A 17743-nucleotide genomic window follows, 5' to 3' on the forward strand; every position below is an offset into this window, starting at 1 on the left:
GTTGAGAGCGACAGAAAGGCCGGCAAAGCGCACTGCTTCGCCGGCCTTTTCCATATCCGCCGCAGGCAATGAAAAACCCGGAGCCGCGGGGGGGCGTGCGGCTCCGGGCTGAGGCCTGCCCGGGGGCGGGCCAGGCCTAAGTTCGTGGCTTGGGGCGCCTCAACCGATGGCGCAGCACCCCAGCATCGCGGCGAGATCGGACAGCGGCACTTCGCGCGAGGCGGCATCGAGCGCGATCGCGGCTTCGGGCGCTTCGCTCACCAGCGCGGTCTTGCGATCCTGCACCAGCGTGTCACAGCCAGTATCCTTCAGCAATTTCAGGCCCTTGGCCCCATCAGCACCCATCCCGGTCAGGATCGCGCCGGCGGCCGGCACCTGGCCGCGGGCGATCGAGCCGAACAGCAGGTTGGCCGAAGGACGCGCTCCGTCCACCGGTTCGCGCGCCATCAGGCGGATCTTGGGCGGCTGGCCCGGTTCAACCACCACGTGGCGTTCCGGATCGGCGGCGATGTGGATCGTCCCCTGCACCAGCGGCGCACCGTCGGCTGCTGCTTTCACATTGCATTTCAGCAGCTTGCCAAGGTGCGTGATGAAGGTTTCAGCCAGCATCGGCTCAGTCTGCAGGCAGACCACGGTGGGCGGGCAATTCGCCGGGAAGCCGGAGAGAATCGTGGTCAGCGCATCGATTCCGCCCATCGAGGCCGAGAATGCGGCAATGCGGCCGTTCCATTCGAAGGCGACTTCGCTGACCTTGTGCTCGCGCACATGCTTGCGGTCCTTCACGTTGGAATTGGCCGCCGCCAGCACGATCTTGCCGAGCTTGCCGACCGACTTGCTGAACTGTTCGGGAGTCGCCTTCAGCGGCTTGGGAAAGCATTCCACCGCGCCGAGCTCGAACGCCTTGAGCGAGGTTTCGGTGCCCGCCTGGGTCAACGAGGAGAGCATGACCACCGGCAAGGGGTTGGTTTCCATGATTTCTTCCAGGAACTCGATCCCGCTCATGCCCGGCATTTCGACGTCGAGCGTGATCACGTTGGGCCGCAGCGCCTCGATCTGGTCACGCGCGTCGGCGGCGTTGGTGGCGGTGCCGACGACGCGGACGTTCTTGGCCTGCTCGAGGATGTCCGAGAACAGCGCGCGCATCGCCGCTGAATCATCGACCACCAGAACGCGTGCATCGTGCATGAAAAGGGTTGCCCTTCGTAAAATCCAGAGTGCCATAAGGACGGCACTTCTTGGGCTGGGATTAACCCTTCGACGCCAAGCAATTCCTGTGCGGCGGGATAAGTATCTCACCCTAAGGTCCAAGCAAGCCGACCTTTGTCCCTTCACGGCTAACCAGCAGAAGTTGCGGCAGGCCTCTCCGCCGCGGCGAGCGATTGATTGTGCGAAAGGGATTCCTGCACGATGCCGACGATCACCCTGCCATCCCGGTGCGACCGCGCCGCTGCCGAAGCGCTGTTGCCAGAGATGGTTGCCGCGCTGGGCTCTGGCGTGCTGCACATCGACGCCCGGGAATGCACCCAGATCGGCCAGGTCATGCTGCAGCTGCTGGTCAGCGCACGGCGCACCGGCGACGGCGCGAACATCCAGGCTTCCCCCGTGCTGCGAGACACCGCCCGCCAGTTCGGGCTCGACGCAGAGCTGTTTGACGAGGTGGCGGCATGAACGCCGAAGAAATCCAGGCCATCTTCTTTGCCGAGTGCGAAGAATCGCTGGCAGCAGCCGAGGCCGGTCTTGCCGCGTGCAAGGCCGGGACCCATGACGCCGATACCGTCAACGCCGTGTTCCGCGGCGTCCATTCGATCAAGGGTGGCGCGGGTGCGTTTGGATACGTGGCGCTGCAGGCCTTTACCCACACCTTCGAAACGCTGCTGTCCGACGTTCGCGACGAGACCGTGGCGATCACCGAGCCGCTGGTGGACCTGCTGCTGCGCGCGCTGGATACACTGAGCGACCATGTGGCCGCCGCGCGCGGACTGGGTGAAACGCCCGACGACGCCGCGCTGCAGGCCGAACTGACCGCCGCGATGGCCGCCAACGCAGGCGCCGCGCCTGCCGCAGCGCCCGCAGCCGCCGCAGCGCCGGAACCACAACCGACGGCGACATCATCAGCCAGCGATGACGACGATTTCGGCATCGACTTCGATTCGATGATGGATTCGATCGCCGGCGAACTGACCGGCGGTGATGCGGCATCCGACGATGACAAGCCCGTTTCCAAGGGCTGGGTGCTGAAGGTCCGCCCCCATACCGGCGCGATGCGCAACGGCAGCGAGCCGCTGCTGATGCTGCGCGAAGTGCTGGAACTGGGCGGCCGCTGCGTGGAATGCGATGTGGGCCAGGTGCCTCCGCTCGACACGCTTGACCCTGTCACCGGCTACCTTGGCTGGACCTTTGTGTTCCCCGACGATGTCAGCGAAGCATCAGTGCGCGATGTCTTCGACTTCGTGGGCGACGATTGCGGCCTTTCATTCGGCGAAGATGCGCCGATGGCCGATGTGCGGCTGCCAGCGCCCGCCACCCCGGCGAGTGCGCCTGCGGCCCCTGCGGCTGCGCCCATCGCCAGCACGAGCACGAGCGCGCCTGCGCCGACCGAGGCAGCACCTGCACCGTCGGGTGGCGCCGCGCCACCGGCCCCGCCTGCGCCGCCGGTGCCGGGCCAATCGATCCGTATCGAACTGGGCAAGTTGGACAAGCTGATCGACGCGGTGGGCGAACTGGTGATCGCGCAGGCGATGATGGCACAGCGGCTTGCCGGTGACGGCCTGGCCGTGACCGAAGAGCTGGCCATGCTGGAAGGCCTGACCCGCGACATCCAGGAATCGGCGATGGCCATCCGCGCCCAGCCGATCGGATCGGTGTTCAGCCGCGTTCCGCGAATCCTGCGCGAACTGACCGCCAGCACCGGCAAGCACGTGCGGCTGGACGTTTCGGGCGAAAGCACCGAGCTGGACAAGACGGTGATCGAACGCCTGGGCGAACCGTTGACCCACCTGATCCGCAATGCCGTGGACCACGGCATCGAATCGGCAGAAGAGCGCCTTGCCGCCGGCAAATCCGCCGAAGGCACGCTGACGCTTTCCGCCGAGCACCGGTCTGGACGGATCCTGATCCGCATTGCCGACGACGGCCGTGGCATCAACCGCGAACGCGTGCTGCAGAAGGCGATCGAAAAGGGCCTTGTCGCCCCGGACGCGCAGCTTTCCAAGGAAGAGATCGACCTGCTGATCTTTGCGCCCGGTTTCTCGACCGCGCAGCAGATCTCCAACATTTCCGGCCGCGGCGTTGGCATGGACGTGGTGCGCCAGAACGTGAAGGACCTGGGCGGCCGCATCACCATCGAATCGGAACCCGGTTCGGGCACGACCTTTACCCTTACCCTGCCGCTGACGCTGGCGATCAGCGACGGCATGGTGGTGAACGTGGGCGACCAGACGCTGGTGGTGCCGCTGGCCAACGTGGTGGAAAGCCTGCGTCCTGCCCCCAACGAAGTGCAGGGCCTGGGATCACGCCGCGCGATGATCAACGTCCGTGGCCGCTTCATCCCGGTGGTGCCGCTGCACGAGGCCGTGGGCGCACTGGGCGCGGTGGAAAAGGCGCAGGACGGCGTGCTGATCGTGGTCGAGACCGAAGGAGCCGGCCGTGCCGCGCTGCTGGTCGATGCCATCTGCGACCAGCGCCAGGTGGTGATCAAGAGCCTCGACACGCATTACCGATCGGTTGAAGGCGTGGCCGGCGCGACCATCCTGGGCGACGGGCGCGTGGCGCTGATCGTCGACGTGGACGGGCTGGTTTCACGCAGCCTTTCCGGCATGTCGCTGGCAGAAGCAGCGTGAGCGTGCAGGAAGCCTTTGCCGAAAGCATGCCGGGGGTCAGCCCCGGTGTGTACAGCGCGGACGATTTCCGCGCGATCAGCGAGATCGCGCACAAGGAAGCAGGCATCGTGCTGCCCCAGGGCAAGGCGATGCTGGTCTATTCGCGCCTTTCGCCGCTGGTGCGCAATTCCGGCTGCACCACGTTCGGATCCTATGTCCTGCGCATTCGCGAGGATGCCGCCGAGCGCAAGAAGGCGATCTGCGCGCTGACCACCAACCACACCTTCTTCTATCGCGAATCGCACCACTTCGATCACTTTCGCGACGAGGTGCGCCCCGGCCTGATCGAGCGGCTGAACCGCGGCGGCAAGGTGCGCATGTGGTCGGCCGGATGTTCATCGGGCGAGGAGACCTGGTCGCTTGCCATGACCCTGCTGGGCCCGAACACGGCCGAAGGATCGGCGATCGCCCGGCGCGACATCCGCATTCTGGCCAGCGACATCGCCACGCACGCGCTGGCCAAGGCCGAAGCCGCCCGATATCGCGAGGAAGATCTCAAGGCCGTGCCCGAACCGCTGCGCCGCGCGTGGACCCAGGCGCAGGGCGGCGATGCGGTGATCGCACATGACGTGCAGCAGATGGTGCGGTTCAGGCAGCTGAACCTGCTGGGCGAATGGCCCATGCAGGGCCGGTTCGATGTGATCTTCTGCCGCAACGTTATGATCTATTTCGACAATCCGACCAAGGAGCGGCTGGTTGCGCGGTTTGCGCAGATGCTGGCGCCGGAAGGCACGCTTTATGTCGGCCACAGCGAACGGGTTACCGGCCCGGCGCTCGATGAACTCGCCCCCACCGGGCCAACAGTATACCGCAGGAGGGCCGCATGATCCGTGTTGTCGTAGTCGAAGATTCGCCCACGATGCGCGCCATCCTCAAGACCCGGCTGGAGCGTGAAGGCGACATTACCGTGGTCGGCGCCGCCGCCAATGCCGCGGAAGGCCGCCAGATGATTCGCGAGCTGGACCCCGACGTGATCACGCTCGACGTGGAAATGCCGGGCATGAACGGTCTCGATTTCCTTGAGAAGATCATGCAGCTGCGCCCCACGCCGGTGATCATCGTTTCCGGATCGACGCAGAAGGGCACCGACACTACGGCCCGCGCGCTCGCGCTGGGTGCGGTGGACTGCTATGCCAAGAACGAAAGTTCGGGCGGCCTGCCGATGGAAGACATGGGCCGGCTGGCCGGCCTGATCCGTGAAGCGGCGAAGGTGCAGTTCCCGACCCGCGCCCCTTCGACCCAGCGCGTGGCGACCGAGGCGCGCAGTTCACTTTCGGAACGGCCGCGGCTGATCGCCATCGGATCGTCCACCGGCGGCGTGGAAGCGCTGCAGGTGCTGCTGGGCGGCTTTCCGGTGGATTGCCCGCCGACGCTGGTGGTGCAGCACATTTCGCCGCGCTTTGCCGGGGCCGTGGCCAAGACGCTGGACCAGCATTGCCCGCCACGGATCCTGCTGGCCGAGCCGGACCTGCCGCTGAAGGCCGGGCACGTCTATATCGCGCCGGGCGACGACCGCCACCTGACGGTGGGCGGATCGATGAGCTATCACGCGCGGCTGCGCCGTGGGGAGCCGGTTTCCGGCCACCTGCCCAGCGTGGACATGCTGTTCCATTCCGTGGCCGAAACGGTGGGCGCACATGCCGTGGGCATCCTGCTGACCGGCATGGGCGCAGATGGCGCGCAGGGCCTGCTGGCCATGGCGCAGCGCGGGGCGCACACGATCTGCCAGGACGAGGCGACCTGCACCGTCTTCGGCATGCCGCGCGCCGCCATTTCGCTGGGCGCGGCAGGCGTGGTTGCGCCGATCGACCACATTGCGCGCCACGCGTTCAGCAAGGCGGCCTGACACGATGTTTGAAAGCCGCATCTTTCCTGCAGCAGACGTTGCCCGCGCGCCCGAACGCATCACCGTGATGCAGGGGCAGGCGCTGGTGAGCGCCGAGCCGCAGGTGGAGCTCACGACCGTGCTGGGCAGCTGCGTGGCGCTGTGCCTGTTCGATCCCGATGCGCGGGTCGGTGGCATGAACCACTTCCTGCTGGCCGAGCCGCCGGCAGGCATGCCGACCAGCGCGGTGGACGAACACTATGGCACCTACCTGATGGAGCTTCTGGTCAACCAGATGCTGGGCAAGGGCGCACGCAAGATGCGGCTGAAGGCGCATCTTTACGGCGGGGCCAACGTGAACCGCAACATGATGAAGATCGGCACCGCCAACGCGGAGTTCGCGCGCGGCTTCCTGCAGCGCGAAGGCATCGATCTCGTCCGCTCCGATCTCGGCGGGACGGCTGCCCGCCGCGTCGATTTCCGCCCGGCCTCTGGCCAGGTGCGTTGCCGTACGGTCGAGGATCGCCTCGCACCGCCTGTCCAACCCATCGCGCGCCCGGCCATGTCGACCGGCGATGTCGAGCTGTTCTGACTTTCCGAAAGAAGCGAGCCCCGAGCATGAGCAACAACACCAGGATCCTTACCGTAGACGACAGCCCGTCCATGCGGGCCCTGTTGAACCACGCCCTCACGTCGCAAGGCTTCGACGTCTCCCAGGCCGAGGACGGCATCGCCGCGCTCGACTGGCTGGCGCTGAACGAGGTCGACGTGGTGATCACCGACATCAACATGCCGCGCCTTGACGGTTTTGGCCTGATCGAACGCCTGCGCGAAGGCAGCCGCCATCGCGACCGCCCGATCCTGGTGCTGACCACGGAAAGCAGCGAGGAAAAGAAGGCCCGCGCCCGCGAAGCCGGGGCCACGGGCTGGATCGTCAAGCCGTTCGATCCGCAGAAGCTTGTCGCCGCGGTCCGCCGCGTCGCCCACTGATCCGCAAGGGAGGGTTAAAGCCATGATCCGCGAACTCATCACCTTCGAAGTGGAAGGGCAGGTCTTCGGGCTCGACATCATGTCGATCCGCGAAATCCGCGCCTGGTCGCCCACCACGCGACTGCCGCGCGTGCCGCATTACGTGGCCGGCGTGGTCAACCTGCGCGGCACCGTGCTGCCGGTGATCGACCTGGCCGCCCGCCTGGGCTGGCGCGCCACCGAGGCAACGCCGCGCCACGCCATCATCGTGACCCAGATCGGCGCCCAGGTGAGCGGCTGGATCGTCGATTCGGTGAGCGATATCGTCACCGTGCCCGACGACGCACTGCAGCCGCCGCCACCCAGCGCCGGCAACGACACCGTCGTGCCGTTCCTTGAAGGCCTTGCCGCCATCGAGGACCGCATGGTGATGGTGCTCAATCTCGCCGCGCTGGCTGACAGCGCCAAGATGGAAGAAGCCGCCTGACGAGCGCGCGTCCAATGGAGATACCGCCCATGGCCAACCAGGCCACCCATCGCCAGATCGCGGTGGTGCTCGAGGAACTTTCGCAGGAAGTCGAGGCGCTCGGCTCGGCCCTGTGCCTCGACATGGACGTGGCCGTGAAGCACATGGACACGCTCCAGGCGATCGACCTCATAGCACAGAAGCAGCGCTCGCTGGCGACGCTGCTCGAATCCGACTGCCCGGAAAAGAGCGTCGAGCAGATCGCCATAGACACCTTGCGCGACAGGATGCGGCTCTTGCGGCACTGACGCGCCAGGCGCGGGGCGGCGCGCGCAATCGGGGCGTGCGCGCCGACCCGCGCGTACCCATTTCGCATTGTCCCTTTCCGGTACTGCGCAGCCTGCAACAAGGCTGCAGCCAACGATTGCCATTTACCATTCCCTGCCGCAGGATTGCGCAGGGTCTCGGGGTCAGCAACGACAATGGCGGTCATCGGCGTTTACAGCGTCAAAGGCGGCGTGGGCAAAACCACGCTGGCAGTGGACATGGCCTGGCGCGCGGCCGTGCTTTCGCGCCATTCCACGCTGCTGTGGGACCTTGATCCGCAGGGCGGCGCGGCCTTTCTGCTGGGCATGGAGGAACGGCCGGGCAAGCGGGCCGCCTCGGTTTTTCAACGTGATGGCCGGCCGCGAGACCTGATCTCGCCCTCCCCCTATCCCGGCCTTTCCCTGCTGCAATCGGACGAAAGCCTGCGATCGCTGTCGGTGGCGCTGGCGCGCATCGGCCATCGCAAGCGGCTGGCCAATCTCACCGCAGCCCTATCGGCCGAGTATCCGCGAATCATCGTCGATTGCCCGCCGGTGCTGAACGAGATCAGCGACCAGATCATGGCGGCGGCCGACGTGCTGATCGTGCCGCTGCCGCCCTCGCCGCTTTCGGTCCGCGCGCTCGATGCGATCCGGCAGGAGATGCTGCGCAGCCACCACCGCCACCCGCCGATCCTGCCGGTGCTGTCGATGGTCGACACCCGGCGCAAGCTGCACCGCGAAGTGGTTTCGGGCTTTGCCGCAGGCTGGCCGGTGATCCCGATGGCCAGCGCGATCGAGCAGATGGCGGTGCGGCGCAAGCCCATTGGCGCCTTTGCCGGCTGGACCGAGGCGGATTACCGGCTGGGCAAGCTGTGGGACGCGATCGAGGCGAAGCTGCGCATGCGCGAGGCGATCCCAGCTTAAACCTCCGGCAGGCGCTGTTCGGCAAAGCCCCAGCCGGCCAGCCCCTTTCCCTTGGCGCGGCGCAGGACCTGGTCGGCATCGCGGATCGAGAAGGGGTGCGCGTCCTCGAACCCGTCGAGCTCTCCCCACGTGATCGGCACCGCCACAGGAGCCGCCGCACGGGCGCGGGCGGAATAGGGCAGCACGGCGGTGGCCCCGCGCTGGTTGCGCAGGTAATCGATGAAGATGCGCCCCACGCGTTTGGCCTTGCTCATGTTCGCCACGAAGCGATCAGGCTCCGCCATGCTCAGCGCCTCGGCAAAGCGGCGGGCGAAATCCTTGTGCGCTTCCCACGTGTGGCCCGGCGTCAACGGCACGACCACGTGCACGCCCTTGCCGCCCGAGAGCATGGGAAAGCTGGCGAGGCCAATGTCCGCCAGCCGGTCATGGATGAAATGCGCCGCCTTCTTCACTTCGGCAAAGCCCAGCCCCTCGTCGGGATCCAGATCGAAGACCATGCGGTTGGGCGCTTCCACGTCGCCCGCCATCGAGCCCCAGCCGTGGAATTCGATCGTGCCCATCTGCACGCAGGAAAGCAGACCCGCCGTGTCATCGACGAAGATGTATTCCTCGGCGTTTCCATCCTTTTCGGCGATGGGCACGTGGTGGACCGAAGGGCCGAACGTGCCGCTGTCATGCTTTTGGAAAAAGCACTTCTTGCCCCGACCCTGCGGGCAGCGGACCAGGCTGATCGGCCTGCCGGCAGCGAAGGGCAGCATCAGCGGTGCGACCTGCGTGTACCAATCGGCCAGATCGCCCTTGGTCTCGCCACTTTCGGGAAAGATCACCCGATCGCGGTTGCTGATCTTCACCTGTTCCACGGCGGCAACCTCCGCGATTGGCTCGGCCCGTTCGGGCACCACATCGGCCGCCTTCTTGTCGTTGCGCAGCCCGACGAAGCTGGCGTGGCGCACCGATCCTTCGGCGGTAAACTCGGCAAAGGCGATTTCAGCCACCAGCTTAGGCTCAAGCCAGGTCACGCCTCGCCCGTGCTCACGCGGCACTTCGGCCGCCGCCTCGTCCACCGCCAGCGGCTTCATCGCCTTGGCCAGATCCTCCAGCAGGCCGCCGCCGAAACCGGTGCCGACATTGCCCTTGTAGACCAGCCTGCCGCCTTCGTTCTGCGCCAGCAGCAACGAGGAGAACGGCCGCCCCTTGGCGCTGGATTTCTTCCAGCCGATGATCACGAATTCCTGGCGCAGGATGCACTTCACTTTCACCCAGCTGCGCCCGCGTGCGCCGCGATAGGGCGCATCGATGCGCTTGGCGATGATGCCTTCCTGCCCTGCGGCGCACATCGCCTGGAACAGCTTTTCCCCCGAACCGACCACGTGTTGGGCCACGTGCAAGGGCGGCTGCACGCCGGCCATCAGCCCTTCCAGCCGCTCCTTGCGCTCGATGTTGGGGCGATCGGCCAAGTCCTCGCCGTCCACCTCCAGCAGGTCAAAGGCGAAGAATTCCAGCGGCGTCCGGTCCGTCTGCGCGCCATGCCCGCGCTTCAACACCTTCTGCAGGCTGCTGAAGTCCGGGTTGCCCTCCTTGTCATAGGCGACGATCTCGCCATCGATCAGCGCAGGCGGCAGGTCCAGCGCGGCAATCGCCTGCACCAGCGGGCCGAACTTGTCGGTCCAATCCAGCCCGTTACGGGTATAGACGCGGACGTCTGCACCGTTGACCGCCACCAGCGCGCGATAGCCGTCGAACTTGATCTCGTGCATCCAGCCATTGCCCGCCGGCACCGCATCCACCAGCGTGGCCAGTTGCGGCGGTCGGAAGGCGGGCAATCCCGCGTTGGCCTGCTTGCGCACGGGCTTACGCGCAGGCTTGGCATTGCGCTTCGCTGCCTGATCCATCTCGGCGGCAAAGGCTTTTCCCTTCTTGCCTTTAAGCGAATGCGCGCCCTGTTTATCCCCTGCGATCTCCGCCATCGTGCGGCCAGTCAAAACCGATGTCAGGCCCCGTTCCACCAGCTTGTCGCCCTCTTCGGCAAACGCATCGTCCACCTTGCGCAGCAGCCAGTTCTCGCGCTTCTCCCTGGGCCGAGGCTTCAGGCGAAGGATGATCCATTCGCCTTTCATCCGCTCGCCCTCCAGCGTGAAGTGCAGGTGTCCCTTTGCAAGGTCCTTGGCCGATTTGCCCGGAACGGGCGCCCAGGTGCCGCGATCCCACAGCATCACCGTGCCGCCGCCATACTCGCCTTCGGGGATCGTCCCTTCGAAGTCGGCGTAGGACAGGGGGTGATCCTCGGTATGCACAGCCAGCCGCTTGTCGTCCGGGTCCGGACTGGGGCCGCGCGTAACCGCCCAGGACTTCAGCACGCCGTCCACTTCCAGCCGGAAATCCCAGTGCAGCCTCGTGGCGTCATGCTTCTGCACGATGAAGCGGTTGCCGCTTCCCTGCGCCACCTTGCCTTCCGGCTCGGCCGTGCGGGCGAAATCGCGCCTGGCGTTGTAGGCTTCCAGCGGGTCCTTGCGCTTCGCCATGGCTCAGGCCCGCTTGCGTGAGCGTGTGGGCTTGGCTTTTGCGGCTGCTTTGGCAGGTGCCTTGCGCTTCGCCGTGGGCATATCGCCCGAACCGACCGAGCGCTTCAGCGCGGCCATCAGGTCTATCACATTGCCACTGCGCGGCGCGCTCTCCTCCACATCCTCCAGGATGCGCTTCCCGCGCGCCTTCACCTTCTTCTCGACCAGCCGGTGTAGCGCATCGACATAGCGGTCGTGGTACTCCTCGGGCTTGAACGGCCCGGCACGCTTTTCGATCAGCGTGGTCGCCAGTTCCAGCAGGTCCTCTCCGGGCGCCTCGTTGCCGATCTCGCCAAAGAAGCCCCGCGCCTTGTTCACTTCGTCGGCATAGCGCAGCACTTCCAGAATGATGCCGCGCCCGCATGGCTTCAGACTGACCAATTGTTCGCGCCCGCGCACCGAGATCTGCCCCAGCGCCACCTTGCCCGTGGCTTTCAGCGCCTCGCGCAGCACGACATAGGCTTCTTCCGCCAGATCATCTGCGGGCACGACATAGAACGGCTTTTCATACCACAGCACGTCGATCTCGCCGGCATCGACGAACTGGACCAGTTCCAGCGTCTTGCGACTCTCGATCTTCACCGCCTCGATCTCTGCATCTTCCAGCAGCACGTATTCGCCGCGGCTGACCTCGTAACCCTTGATGATCTCGTCCCGATCCACCGGACCAACGCCCTGCACCACCTTTTCATAGTGGATCGGCTTGCCGGTGGGTTGGTGGATCTGGCGAAAGCTGATGGCCGCGCCACTGCGCGTGGCGGGATAGACCTCAACCGGAATCGAGACCAGCGCCAGCCGGATCTGCCCCTGCCACCATGCCCTTGCCGCCATGCCACACCTGCCTTTCGCAGATAGAGTCGTGGGAGCATACGCAGGTTCCCATCGCGTCAGATCCGTCCATCATTACGGAGAGTTAACGCACCGGACCGATTGCGGGCCGGTGGGCAAGCCTAGGGCGGCAGAAAGTCAACACAATCTGCAACGGATCTGCAATGCCCGCCCCGCTCAGCAAAGACCTGTCCAGCGTCCAGCCCTTGGCGGCGGCCGCAGCACGCTCGCGCCCCTCGCTCGAAGTCGCCCGCCACCTGCCCTCGGGTCGCACCACGCAGGATATCCCGGACGCGGACGACGAGCCCTTCGACTTCGAAAGCCTCTGCATCGATCCCGCGATCGATCCCTTTGCCGACGAGGATCTTTCCGGCGAGGAACTCGACGAAGTGCGCGCGGCTGCGGAAGACAATCGCGACCTGATCTGACGACACGGCGCAGATCATGCGCCCAGATCGAGAAATCCACGTATCGCGTTCTTCCCGTGCTGGACTTGAGGGCCGCGCCTCGTCCATGGAGAACGGATATGTGGCAACTCTATCAGTTCCCCCTCTGCCCGTTCAGCCGCAAGGTGCGCCTGCTGCTCAGCGAAAAGGGCATCGCCTATGACCTGATCCGCGAGAACCCGTGGGAGGCGCGGCCCGAATTCCAGAACCTGAGCCATGCGTTGCAGACGCCGGTGATCGTGAATCCGGAGCGCAACATCGCCATCGCCGACAGCCGCGCGATCTGCGAATACTTCGAGGAAACGGTCGACAAGGCGCCGATGATCAACGGCACCGCGATCAACCGCGCGGAAATCCGCCGGCTCGTCGCCATGTTCGATGAAAACTTCTTCGCCTCGGTCACCGGGCCGCTGCTCGAGGAAAAGATGAAGAAGCGCCTGTTCCTGCGCCAGCCGCCCGACAGCCGCACGCTGCGCGAGACGATCAAGCTCGCCAACCAGTATCTCGATTATGTCGACTACCTGATCGACAACCGCCCTTGGCTGGCCGGATCGACCATGAGCCTGGCCGACCTTGCCGCCGCGGCGCAGATTTCCGTGGCGGATTACCTTGGCGGGATCGACTGGGCGCAGCACGAACAGGCGCGCGGGTGGTATTCCGTGTTCAAGAGCCGGCCCAGCTTCCGCCCGCTGCTGTCGGAACGGATGGACGTGATCCACCCACCTTCGCACTACGCCGACGTGAACGCCTGAGCATCTGCCTGCGCGCCCCGCCTGCGCTGGGCGGCGAATCAGGCCGCGCGGGTCTTGGTGCCGAAGCGGCCGTACTTGCGGTAGCGCACCATCCAGCGATCGATGAACAGCTCAAGCGGCCGCGCGCGCACGCCCAGTTCGGCCAGGCCCGGCAGCGTGCCGCTGGCCACGTTGCCCTTCTGCAGCAGCGCCCACTGGTCGCGGCTGAGCGGTGCGCCCGGCAGCCAGCCGGTGAGGCCGGCGATCGCGCCCGAAACCGCATCGGGCAGTTCCAGGAACGTGCGCTTGCGGCATTGGGCGGCGGCGATGCGGCGGTTGAGTTCGCCCATTGAAACCTGCTCCGGCCCGGCAACCTCGAAGGTCTTGCCCGCGAACGCCGCCGGGGAAGCAAGCACGTTGCCCACCGCCTCGGCCGCATCGTCCACGAAAGCGGGCTGGAACTTCGCCTCGGGCGCGAACACCGGCAGCACGGGGAACGTGGCGATCAGGCCTGCAAACATGTTCACGAACTTGTCGTCCTCGCCGAACAGGATCGACGGGCGCAGGATCGTGGCGGCGGGGAATGCCGCAAGCACCGCCTGCTCGCCTGCGGCCTTGGTGCGGGCATAGGCCACCGGCGATTCGGCATCGGCGCCGATGGCCGAGACATGCACCAGCGCGGTGGCACCAGCATCACGCGCCGCCGCGGCAACGTTGCCCGCGCCCTTGGCCTGCACCGCGTTCAGGTCACCATCGAATGCGCCGACGAGGTTGACCACCGCGTCCACGCCCGTCAGCGCCACGGCCAGGGTGTGCGGCTTGGTCACGTCCACGGCCACGGCCTGCACCTGCCCCAGCACGCCCAGCGGCTTCACGCGGAAGCAGCGTTCCGGATGACGGCTGCACACGCGCAGGCGCGCACCGCGCTCCAGCAGCTCCTGCGCCAGATGCGTGCCGAAGAACCCGGTGCCGCCGACCAGCGCCACCAGCCTGCCTTCCAGATCGCGCGCCCTGCCCTTTGCCATTGCCTGCACACCCGTGTTGAATCGCGCCGGCCCCGCTGGCTGGCTTCGTCAGCGCGCCTTTGGCACAGCCCCGCCCCCGCGTTCAATGGCGAAGAGCGCCTATTTGCATTCTTTCGCCAAACCCTTGTTGACAGGCCCCGCCGCCTGCCTTAGTGGCGCGCTCCTACCCGGCGGACAGGCGCTTTTGCCCATCCGCTCCGTGCCCAGATGGCGGAATTGGTAGACGCACCGTCTTCAGGTGGCGGCGCTGGAAACGGCGTGGAGGTTCGAGTCCTCTTCTGGGCACCAGTCAACCACTTTATCGTGTTGTTTTTACACGATAAAGTGGACTTCCTGAAAAAGTGTTCCCACATCGATTCCCACATTTAGCGTGGGCCGTGGTGATCCTCGTCGGCCCTGTCTGGGACGCCAACCCGACCTCGTTGATAACATCATCTGCTCTTTGGCTGCGACACAGGACGAATCTTGACGCTGCATCGCACTGGCTGCTGCGATGTAGCAGCGGCCTTCCGGCAAGCGTCAATGGCATCGCGGTTGTCGCCCTGGATGTCAGCGGCCTGCACCAGTGCGTTCCATGCCTCTGGGCTGTCGCTCTGCATCAGGCGCGCGCCTGCGTCCCACCGGGAGGATGCGCCCACCAGCCGCGCTGCCATGCGCTCGGGCCAGTGCCAGCTTTCTGGCATGGCGCGGGCAATTGTGCCGGGGAGGAATGACCATAGCAGGATACCGGCCAGCATTGCTCCGCCTGCCACCTGGTAGAGCTGCTGCCGCTGCTCGGCGGCAGTGCGCGCTTGAGCCGTGACGTTGCGCATTTCCTGCGTAGCTTGGTGCAAGTCACTCCGGGCCTCGCTGATCCTTTCCTCGTCGGTGCGCCGTGCTGCCTCGGCTGCGGCTGCAATCCGATTGCCGATGCTGTCAGGCGTCATCTGCATCGCCGGATGACTGGCCATGGTCTTCAGGTTGTCACTGATCGCGCCCATCCGCTTGGCCATGTCGGTCAGGGTCGCGCCGTAGTCGGGAATGACAATGTCTGCACGCTCGGCGGCCAGATGCTGCACCGCTCGGCGCATCAGGGCCAGCTCGCCTTCAAGGCGGGTAAAAGCCTCGGCGGCGGGATCGCCTGCGTCCTCCGGAGTGGGCGGGTCAGGGTCGGGTTCCGGCTCAACGTCCAGCGTCAGTTCCACGTCATCCGTATCGGTATCCATTACGCTTCTCCTACAGGCCCATGCCGATTGACCGGCTCCGCTCCATCGAGATGGAAGCGGCAAGGTCGCGGGCCAGATCGCGACCGAGTTCTGTCTTGATGCCAAGCTCGCGTGTGCGGCTGCGCAGCAGGGATTCAACCTGCGCGTCGCGCTCCAGCCCCTTCGCCATGTCCGTCATGCGGTTGGTAAGCCTCTGCGCGCCCTTGCTGTCGCCATCGCGCTGCATCGCTTGCCGTGCCTGCCCAAGCCGTTGCCAGTCGCTGACAAAGCGGTCGGCGCGCTGCGCGGGATCGACGCGGATTTCGGCTTCAAGCTGCATGGCGCGGATCGCGCCCTGGCTGCGGCCATCGGCGGCCTCGCGGGCCAGCGAAGGCTGGCGCTGCAAGGCGCTGGCGAGGTCGGCGGCGGCATGGGGACGGATGGCATCAAGCGCCCTCCTGGCCTTCTCCAGCGCGTCGCGCTGGTGGGGCAGGACGGGCAATCCCTGTTCGCGCATCTGCCCGATGTCGGCGGCGGCACGGGCATAGCGCTCGACCGCCCGGCGCTGATCGGACAGACCAGCCTGATCGGTCGGCAGTGCTTCGAGCTTCTGGGCCTGCGGACGGAAGCCAGCGAAGATCGACTTCGCTCGTTCCGGCAACTGCCGTGCAATCTCGACAATGCGTTCGCGGAAGGTGATGCCGCGCCGTTCGGCAAACTGATGCTCGGGCTTGTAATCGCTTGCCATGTCCTTGCCGCGCTCGCGGCTGAGCGTGCGGACAAGTTTGGACTGATCGGCGAAGTCGTCGCGCCCATAGTACAGGGCAAGGCCGTGACGGTGGCGAGACATCGCGACATAGGCACCATGGCTGTCCATTCCCGGCGTCGCCAGCACATCGGCGCGGTCCACGGTCATGCCCTGCGCCTTGTGGATCGTTGCGGCGTAGCCGTGATCGATGTTCGCATAATCCTTGGTGTCGAAGGCGACACTGCGGCCATCGTCAGTGCGCACGGCCATGCGTTGCGGCGTCACCTGTCCGACGGTGCCGAGTGTGCCATTCTTGACGCCCAGACCCCGCTCATTGCGCAGGAACATGATGCGGTCGCCGCTGGCGAACTGCCGCTCGCCCCGTTCGGCGCGGATGGTCACGTCGTTGCCCAACTCGCCACTGGTGCGCAGCTTTTCTCGTGCCGCGCTATTGAGCTCCCGCACCTCGTCATTGGTGTGGGTGAGGATGATGCGCCTATCGTCAGGGTTGGCCTGCCGGTCGCGATCCCAGCGCTCGATCAGCTCGCCACGCGCTGCCGCCCGCGTCTCGGCAACATGCACCATGCCGCGTTCGTCATAGGCCTGAATCGCAAGTCCGGTGCGCCCGGTGGCAAGGTGCCGCGTTGCGTCCTGCTGCCAGCCTTCATGCTGGCGACGCACTTCGCTGATTTCGACGCTGCCGTGCCGTTCATGGATCGCGCGGAAGGCGGCTCCGGCTTCGATGGCCTGGAGCTGTTGCGGATCGCCGACCAGGACAACTTTCGCGCCTGCATCGGCGGCATGGGAGAGGACGCGCTCCATCTGGCGCGTGCCGACCATGCCCGCTTCATCGATCACGAGCACGTCGCGCGAGGTGAGCATTTCGCGGCCTTGGCCCCACTGATGTTCAAGGCTCGCGATGGTGCGCGATGCAATGCCTGAACCGTGCTCCAGCCCCTCGGCGGCAATCCCGGACAGCGCCGCACCGCGAACGGTATAGCCCGCGCTTTCCCAAGCCTCGCGGGCAACGCCCAGCATCGCGCTTTTGCCGGTCCCGGCATAGCCGACAACGGCGCAGAGGCCGCGCCCATCGGTCACATGCTCGAACGCCGCGCGCTGCTCGCCGGATAGCACCAGTCCGCGCTCGATCGCGCGCTCTAGTGCTTCTTCCCGGCCTGAGCCTTGGACCGGATGCCGTTGGCGTTCCGCCAGCAATACCGACGCGCGCTGCAACTGCTGCTCGGTTTCGATCATCTGCCGCGATGTAAACCGCTCTTCACCGCGTCCGTCCTTGCCCAGCGCGATCAGATCGGACGAACCGCGCACCGCGCTCATCGCCAAATCGAACTGTTCCTTGCCGTCGCTGTGCCGGTGCACGAACATGGCAAGGTCGCGGTTCGTGAAAGTGGCCTGACTGTGCGTAATCGCGTCGAGGGCGACAGCGGGATTGGCGATAATCCGCTCGCCATTTCGCTGCGCGACAGCGCGGTGTTCCTCGATCCGTTCGGCCTCCAGCCCGCGCTCGCCCATGCGCGAAGCGGCGGGGCCGATCTTGTCCTGCGGCTCCAGCGCAATGCCCTGCGCCTCCAGGCTGCGGTGATCGATCCGTGCATCGATGTCGAGTTCGGCAAGGCGCTGGTTGACATGCTCGGCCCAGCGCTCGCGCCATTGCTCGACCAGTTCGGCCTTGTTCCACTCGCGCACCTTCGGGCCGAAGTCATTTTTGCTGTAGCGCGACGATTACGGTGTCCGGTCGGCGTCAATTTTGATGGCCGATAGGTGGCCGCGCCGGTTGGTGAATTCTGGCTACCATTTGCTGTTGCGAGGAGCAACCGTCGAGCGACAATTAC

16 protein-coding genes, 1 tRNA gene and 1 pseudogene are annotated in these 17743 nt (G+C 66.0%); 12 read left to right on the plus strand and 6 right to left on the minus strand.

What is annotated here, in order from left to right:
* Window positions 1-159 precede the first annotated feature (159 nt).
* Window positions 160-1185, minus strand: a complete 1026-nt coding sequence (locus tag POM99_RS13875; protein ID WP_277278826.1) for a chemotaxis protein CheB — start codon at window positions 1183-1185, stop codon at window positions 160-162.
* Between the two features lie 222 nt (window positions 1186-1407).
* On the opposite strand from POM99_RS13875, the gene POM99_RS13880 reads away from it, so the two are divergent.
* The 9 genes from POM99_RS13880 to POM99_RS13920 all read left to right on the plus strand — a co-directional run bounded on the left by POM99_RS13880 (window position 1408) and on the right by POM99_RS13920 (window position 8370).
* Window positions 1408-1668: an STAS domain-containing protein gene (locus POM99_RS13880; protein ID WP_277278828.1), complete on the plus strand. Its 261-nt coding sequence runs from the start codon at window positions 1408-1410 to the stop codon at window positions 1666-1668.
* The gene (locus POM99_RS13885; RefSeq protein ID WP_277278830.1) at window positions 1665-3839 is read left to right on the plus strand and encodes a chemotaxis protein CheA; all 2175 of its coding nucleotides are present in this window, start codon (window positions 1665-1667) and stop codon (window positions 3837-3839) included. The genes POM99_RS13880 and POM99_RS13885 overlap by 4 nt, the downstream gene beginning before the upstream one ends.
* Window positions 3836-4705 carry a CheR family methyltransferase gene (locus POM99_RS13890; RefSeq protein WP_277278832.1) on the plus strand — a complete coding sequence of 290 codons (870 nt, stop codon included), beginning with the start codon at window positions 3836-3838 and terminating at the stop codon, window positions 4703-4705. Before POM99_RS13885 ends, POM99_RS13890 begins: the two co-directional genes overlap by 4 nt.
* The gene (gene cheB / locus POM99_RS13895; protein WP_277278834.1) at window positions 4702-5724 is read left to right on the plus strand and encodes a chemotaxis-specific protein-glutamate methyltransferase CheB; all 1023 of its coding nucleotides are present in this window, start codon (window positions 4702-4704) and stop codon (window positions 5722-5724) included. Before POM99_RS13890 ends, cheB begins: the two co-directional genes overlap by 4 nt.
* 4 nt (window positions 5725-5728) lie before the next feature.
* Complete coding sequence (locus tag POM99_RS13900; RefSeq protein WP_277278836.1) at window positions 5729-6295, plus strand: chemotaxis protein CheD; 567 nt, start codon at window positions 5729-5731, stop codon at window positions 6293-6295.
* Between the two features lie 26 nt (window positions 6296-6321).
* Window positions 6322-6693, plus strand: a complete 372-nt coding sequence (locus POM99_RS13905) for a response regulator (protein WP_277278838.1) — start codon at window positions 6322-6324, stop codon at window positions 6691-6693.
* 22 nt (window positions 6694-6715) lie between these two features.
* Window positions 6716-7159, plus strand: coding sequence for a chemotaxis protein CheW (locus POM99_RS13910; RefSeq protein WP_277278840.1), 444 nt, complete (start codon window positions 6716-6718; stop codon window positions 7157-7159).
* A 29-nt stretch (window positions 7160-7188) separates the two neighbouring features.
* Window positions 7189-7446, plus strand: a complete 258-nt coding sequence (locus tag POM99_RS13915; RefSeq protein ID WP_277278842.1) for a hypothetical protein — start codon at window positions 7189-7191, stop codon at window positions 7444-7446.
* A gap of 174 nt (window positions 7447-7620) precedes the next feature.
* A complete protein-coding gene (locus tag POM99_RS13920; RefSeq protein ID WP_277278844.1) occupies window positions 7621-8370 on the plus strand; it encodes a ParA family protein in 750 nt (249 codons plus the stop codon).
* Here the strand turns inward: POM99_RS13920 and ligD are convergent.
* Together ligD and ku are read right to left on the minus strand one after the other, a co-directional pair.
* On the minus strand, window positions 8367-10892 hold the full coding sequence (ligD, locus tag POM99_RS13925; protein ID WP_277278845.1) for a DNA ligase D: 2526 nt from the start codon (window positions 10890-10892) through the stop codon (window positions 8367-8369). The two genes, POM99_RS13920 and ligD, sit on opposite strands and share 4 nt — an antisense overlap.
* A gap of 3 nt (window positions 10893-10895) precedes the next feature.
* Complete coding sequence (gene ku / locus POM99_RS13930) at window positions 10896-11762, minus strand: non-homologous end joining protein Ku (RefSeq protein ID WP_277278847.1); 867 nt, start codon at window positions 11760-11762, stop codon at window positions 10896-10898.
* Between the two features lie 161 nt (window positions 11763-11923).
* Between ku and POM99_RS13935 the strand changes: the two genes are divergently transcribed.
* Together POM99_RS13935 and POM99_RS13940 are read left to right on the plus strand one after the other, a co-directional pair.
* A complete protein-coding gene (locus POM99_RS13935) occupies window positions 11924-12187 on the plus strand; it encodes a hypothetical protein (RefSeq protein WP_277278849.1) in 264 nt (87 codons plus the stop codon).
* Window positions 12188-12285: 98 nt separating this feature from the next.
* Window positions 12286-12957: a glutathione S-transferase family protein gene (locus POM99_RS13940; protein WP_277278851.1), complete on the plus strand. Its 672-nt coding sequence runs from the start codon at window positions 12286-12288 to the stop codon at window positions 12955-12957.
* A 38-nt stretch (window positions 12958-12995) separates the two neighbouring features.
* Here the strand turns inward: POM99_RS13940 and POM99_RS13945 are convergent, their stop codons facing one another.
* Window positions 12996-13961, minus strand: coding sequence for a complex I NDUFA9 subunit family protein (locus tag POM99_RS13945; RefSeq protein ID WP_277278853.1), 966 nt, complete (start codon window positions 13959-13961; stop codon window positions 12996-12998).
* A gap of 201 nt (window positions 13962-14162) precedes the next feature.
* Here POM99_RS13945 and POM99_RS13950 point away from each other — a divergent pair.
* Window positions 14163-14249: transfer RNA gene (locus tag POM99_RS13950), tRNA-Leu, on the plus strand.
* 143 nt (window positions 14250-14392) lie between these two features.
* Here POM99_RS13950 and POM99_RS13955 read toward each other — a convergent pair.
* Both POM99_RS13955 and traA read right to left on the minus strand, forming a co-directional pair.
* Window positions 14393-15166, minus strand: a complete 774-nt coding sequence (locus tag POM99_RS13955; RefSeq protein ID WP_277278855.1) for a DUF6118 family protein — start codon at window positions 15164-15166, stop codon at window positions 14393-14395.
* 10 nt (window positions 15167-15176) lie between these two features.
* Window positions 15177-17609, minus strand: a pseudogene (gene traA, locus POM99_RS13960) (Ti-type conjugative transfer relaxase TraA); the annotation flags it as partial.
* Between the last annotated feature and the right edge of the window lie 134 nt (window positions 17610-17743).

This window comes from Novosphingobium cyanobacteriorum (assembly GCF_029436685.1).
Taxonomy (GTDB): Bacteria; Pseudomonadota; Alphaproteobacteria; order Sphingomonadales; family Sphingomonadaceae; genus Novosphingobium; species Novosphingobium cyanobacteriorum.

What these genes read in the sequence shown, in the direction of transcription:
- POM99_RS13910 (WP_277278840.1), top strand. Translation starts at nt 6,716, where the DNA reads ATGATCCGCGAACTCATCACCTTCGAAGTGGAAGGGCAGGTCTTCGGG.
- POM99_RS13940 (WP_277278851.1), top strand. Translation starts at nt 12,286, where the DNA reads ATGTGGCAACTCTATCAGTTCCCCCTCTGCCCGTTCAGCCGCAAGGTG.
- ku (WP_277278847.1), bottom strand. Translation starts at nt 11,762, where the DNA reads ATGGCGGCAAGGGCATGGTGGCAGGGGCAGATCCGGCTGGCGCTGGTC.
- POM99_RS13875 (WP_277278826.1), bottom strand. Translation starts at nt 1,185, where the DNA reads ATGCACGATGCACGCGTTCTGGTGGTCGATGATTCAGCGGCGATGCGC.
- POM99_RS13945 (WP_277278853.1), bottom strand. Translation starts at nt 13,961, where the DNA reads ATGGCAAAGGGCAGGGCGCGCGATCTGGAAGGCAGGCTGGTGGCGCTG.
- POM99_RS13880 (WP_277278828.1), top strand. Translation starts at nt 1,408, where the DNA reads ATGCCGACGATCACCCTGCCATCCCGGTGCGACCGCGCCGCTGCCGAA.
- POM99_RS13885 (WP_277278830.1), top strand. Translation starts at nt 1,665, where the DNA reads ATGAACGCCGAAGAAATCCAGGCCATCTTCTTTGCCGAGTGCGAAGAA.
- POM99_RS13905 (WP_277278838.1), top strand. Translation starts at nt 6,322, where the DNA reads ATGAGCAACAACACCAGGATCCTTACCGTAGACGACAGCCCGTCCATG.
- ligD (WP_277278845.1), bottom strand. Translation starts at nt 10,892, where the DNA reads ATGGCGAAGCGCAAGGACCCGCTGGAAGCCTACAACGCCAGGCGCGAT.
- cheB (WP_277278834.1), top strand. Translation starts at nt 4,702, where the DNA reads ATGATCCGTGTTGTCGTAGTCGAAGATTCGCCCACGATGCGCGCCATC.
- POM99_RS13920 (WP_277278844.1), top strand. Translation starts at nt 7,621, where the DNA reads ATGGCGGTCATCGGCGTTTACAGCGTCAAAGGCGGCGTGGGCAAAACC.
- POM99_RS13915 (WP_277278842.1), top strand. Translation starts at nt 7,189, where the DNA reads ATGGCCAACCAGGCCACCCATCGCCAGATCGCGGTGGTGCTCGAGGAA.
- POM99_RS13935 (WP_277278849.1), top strand. Translation starts at nt 11,924, where the DNA reads ATGCCCGCCCCGCTCAGCAAAGACCTGTCCAGCGTCCAGCCCTTGGCG.
- POM99_RS13900 (WP_277278836.1), top strand. Translation starts at nt 5,729, where the DNA reads ATGTTTGAAAGCCGCATCTTTCCTGCAGCAGACGTTGCCCGCGCGCCC.
- POM99_RS13955 (WP_277278855.1), bottom strand. Translation starts at nt 15,166, where the DNA reads ATGGATACCGATACGGATGACGTGGAACTGACGCTGGACGTTGAGCCG.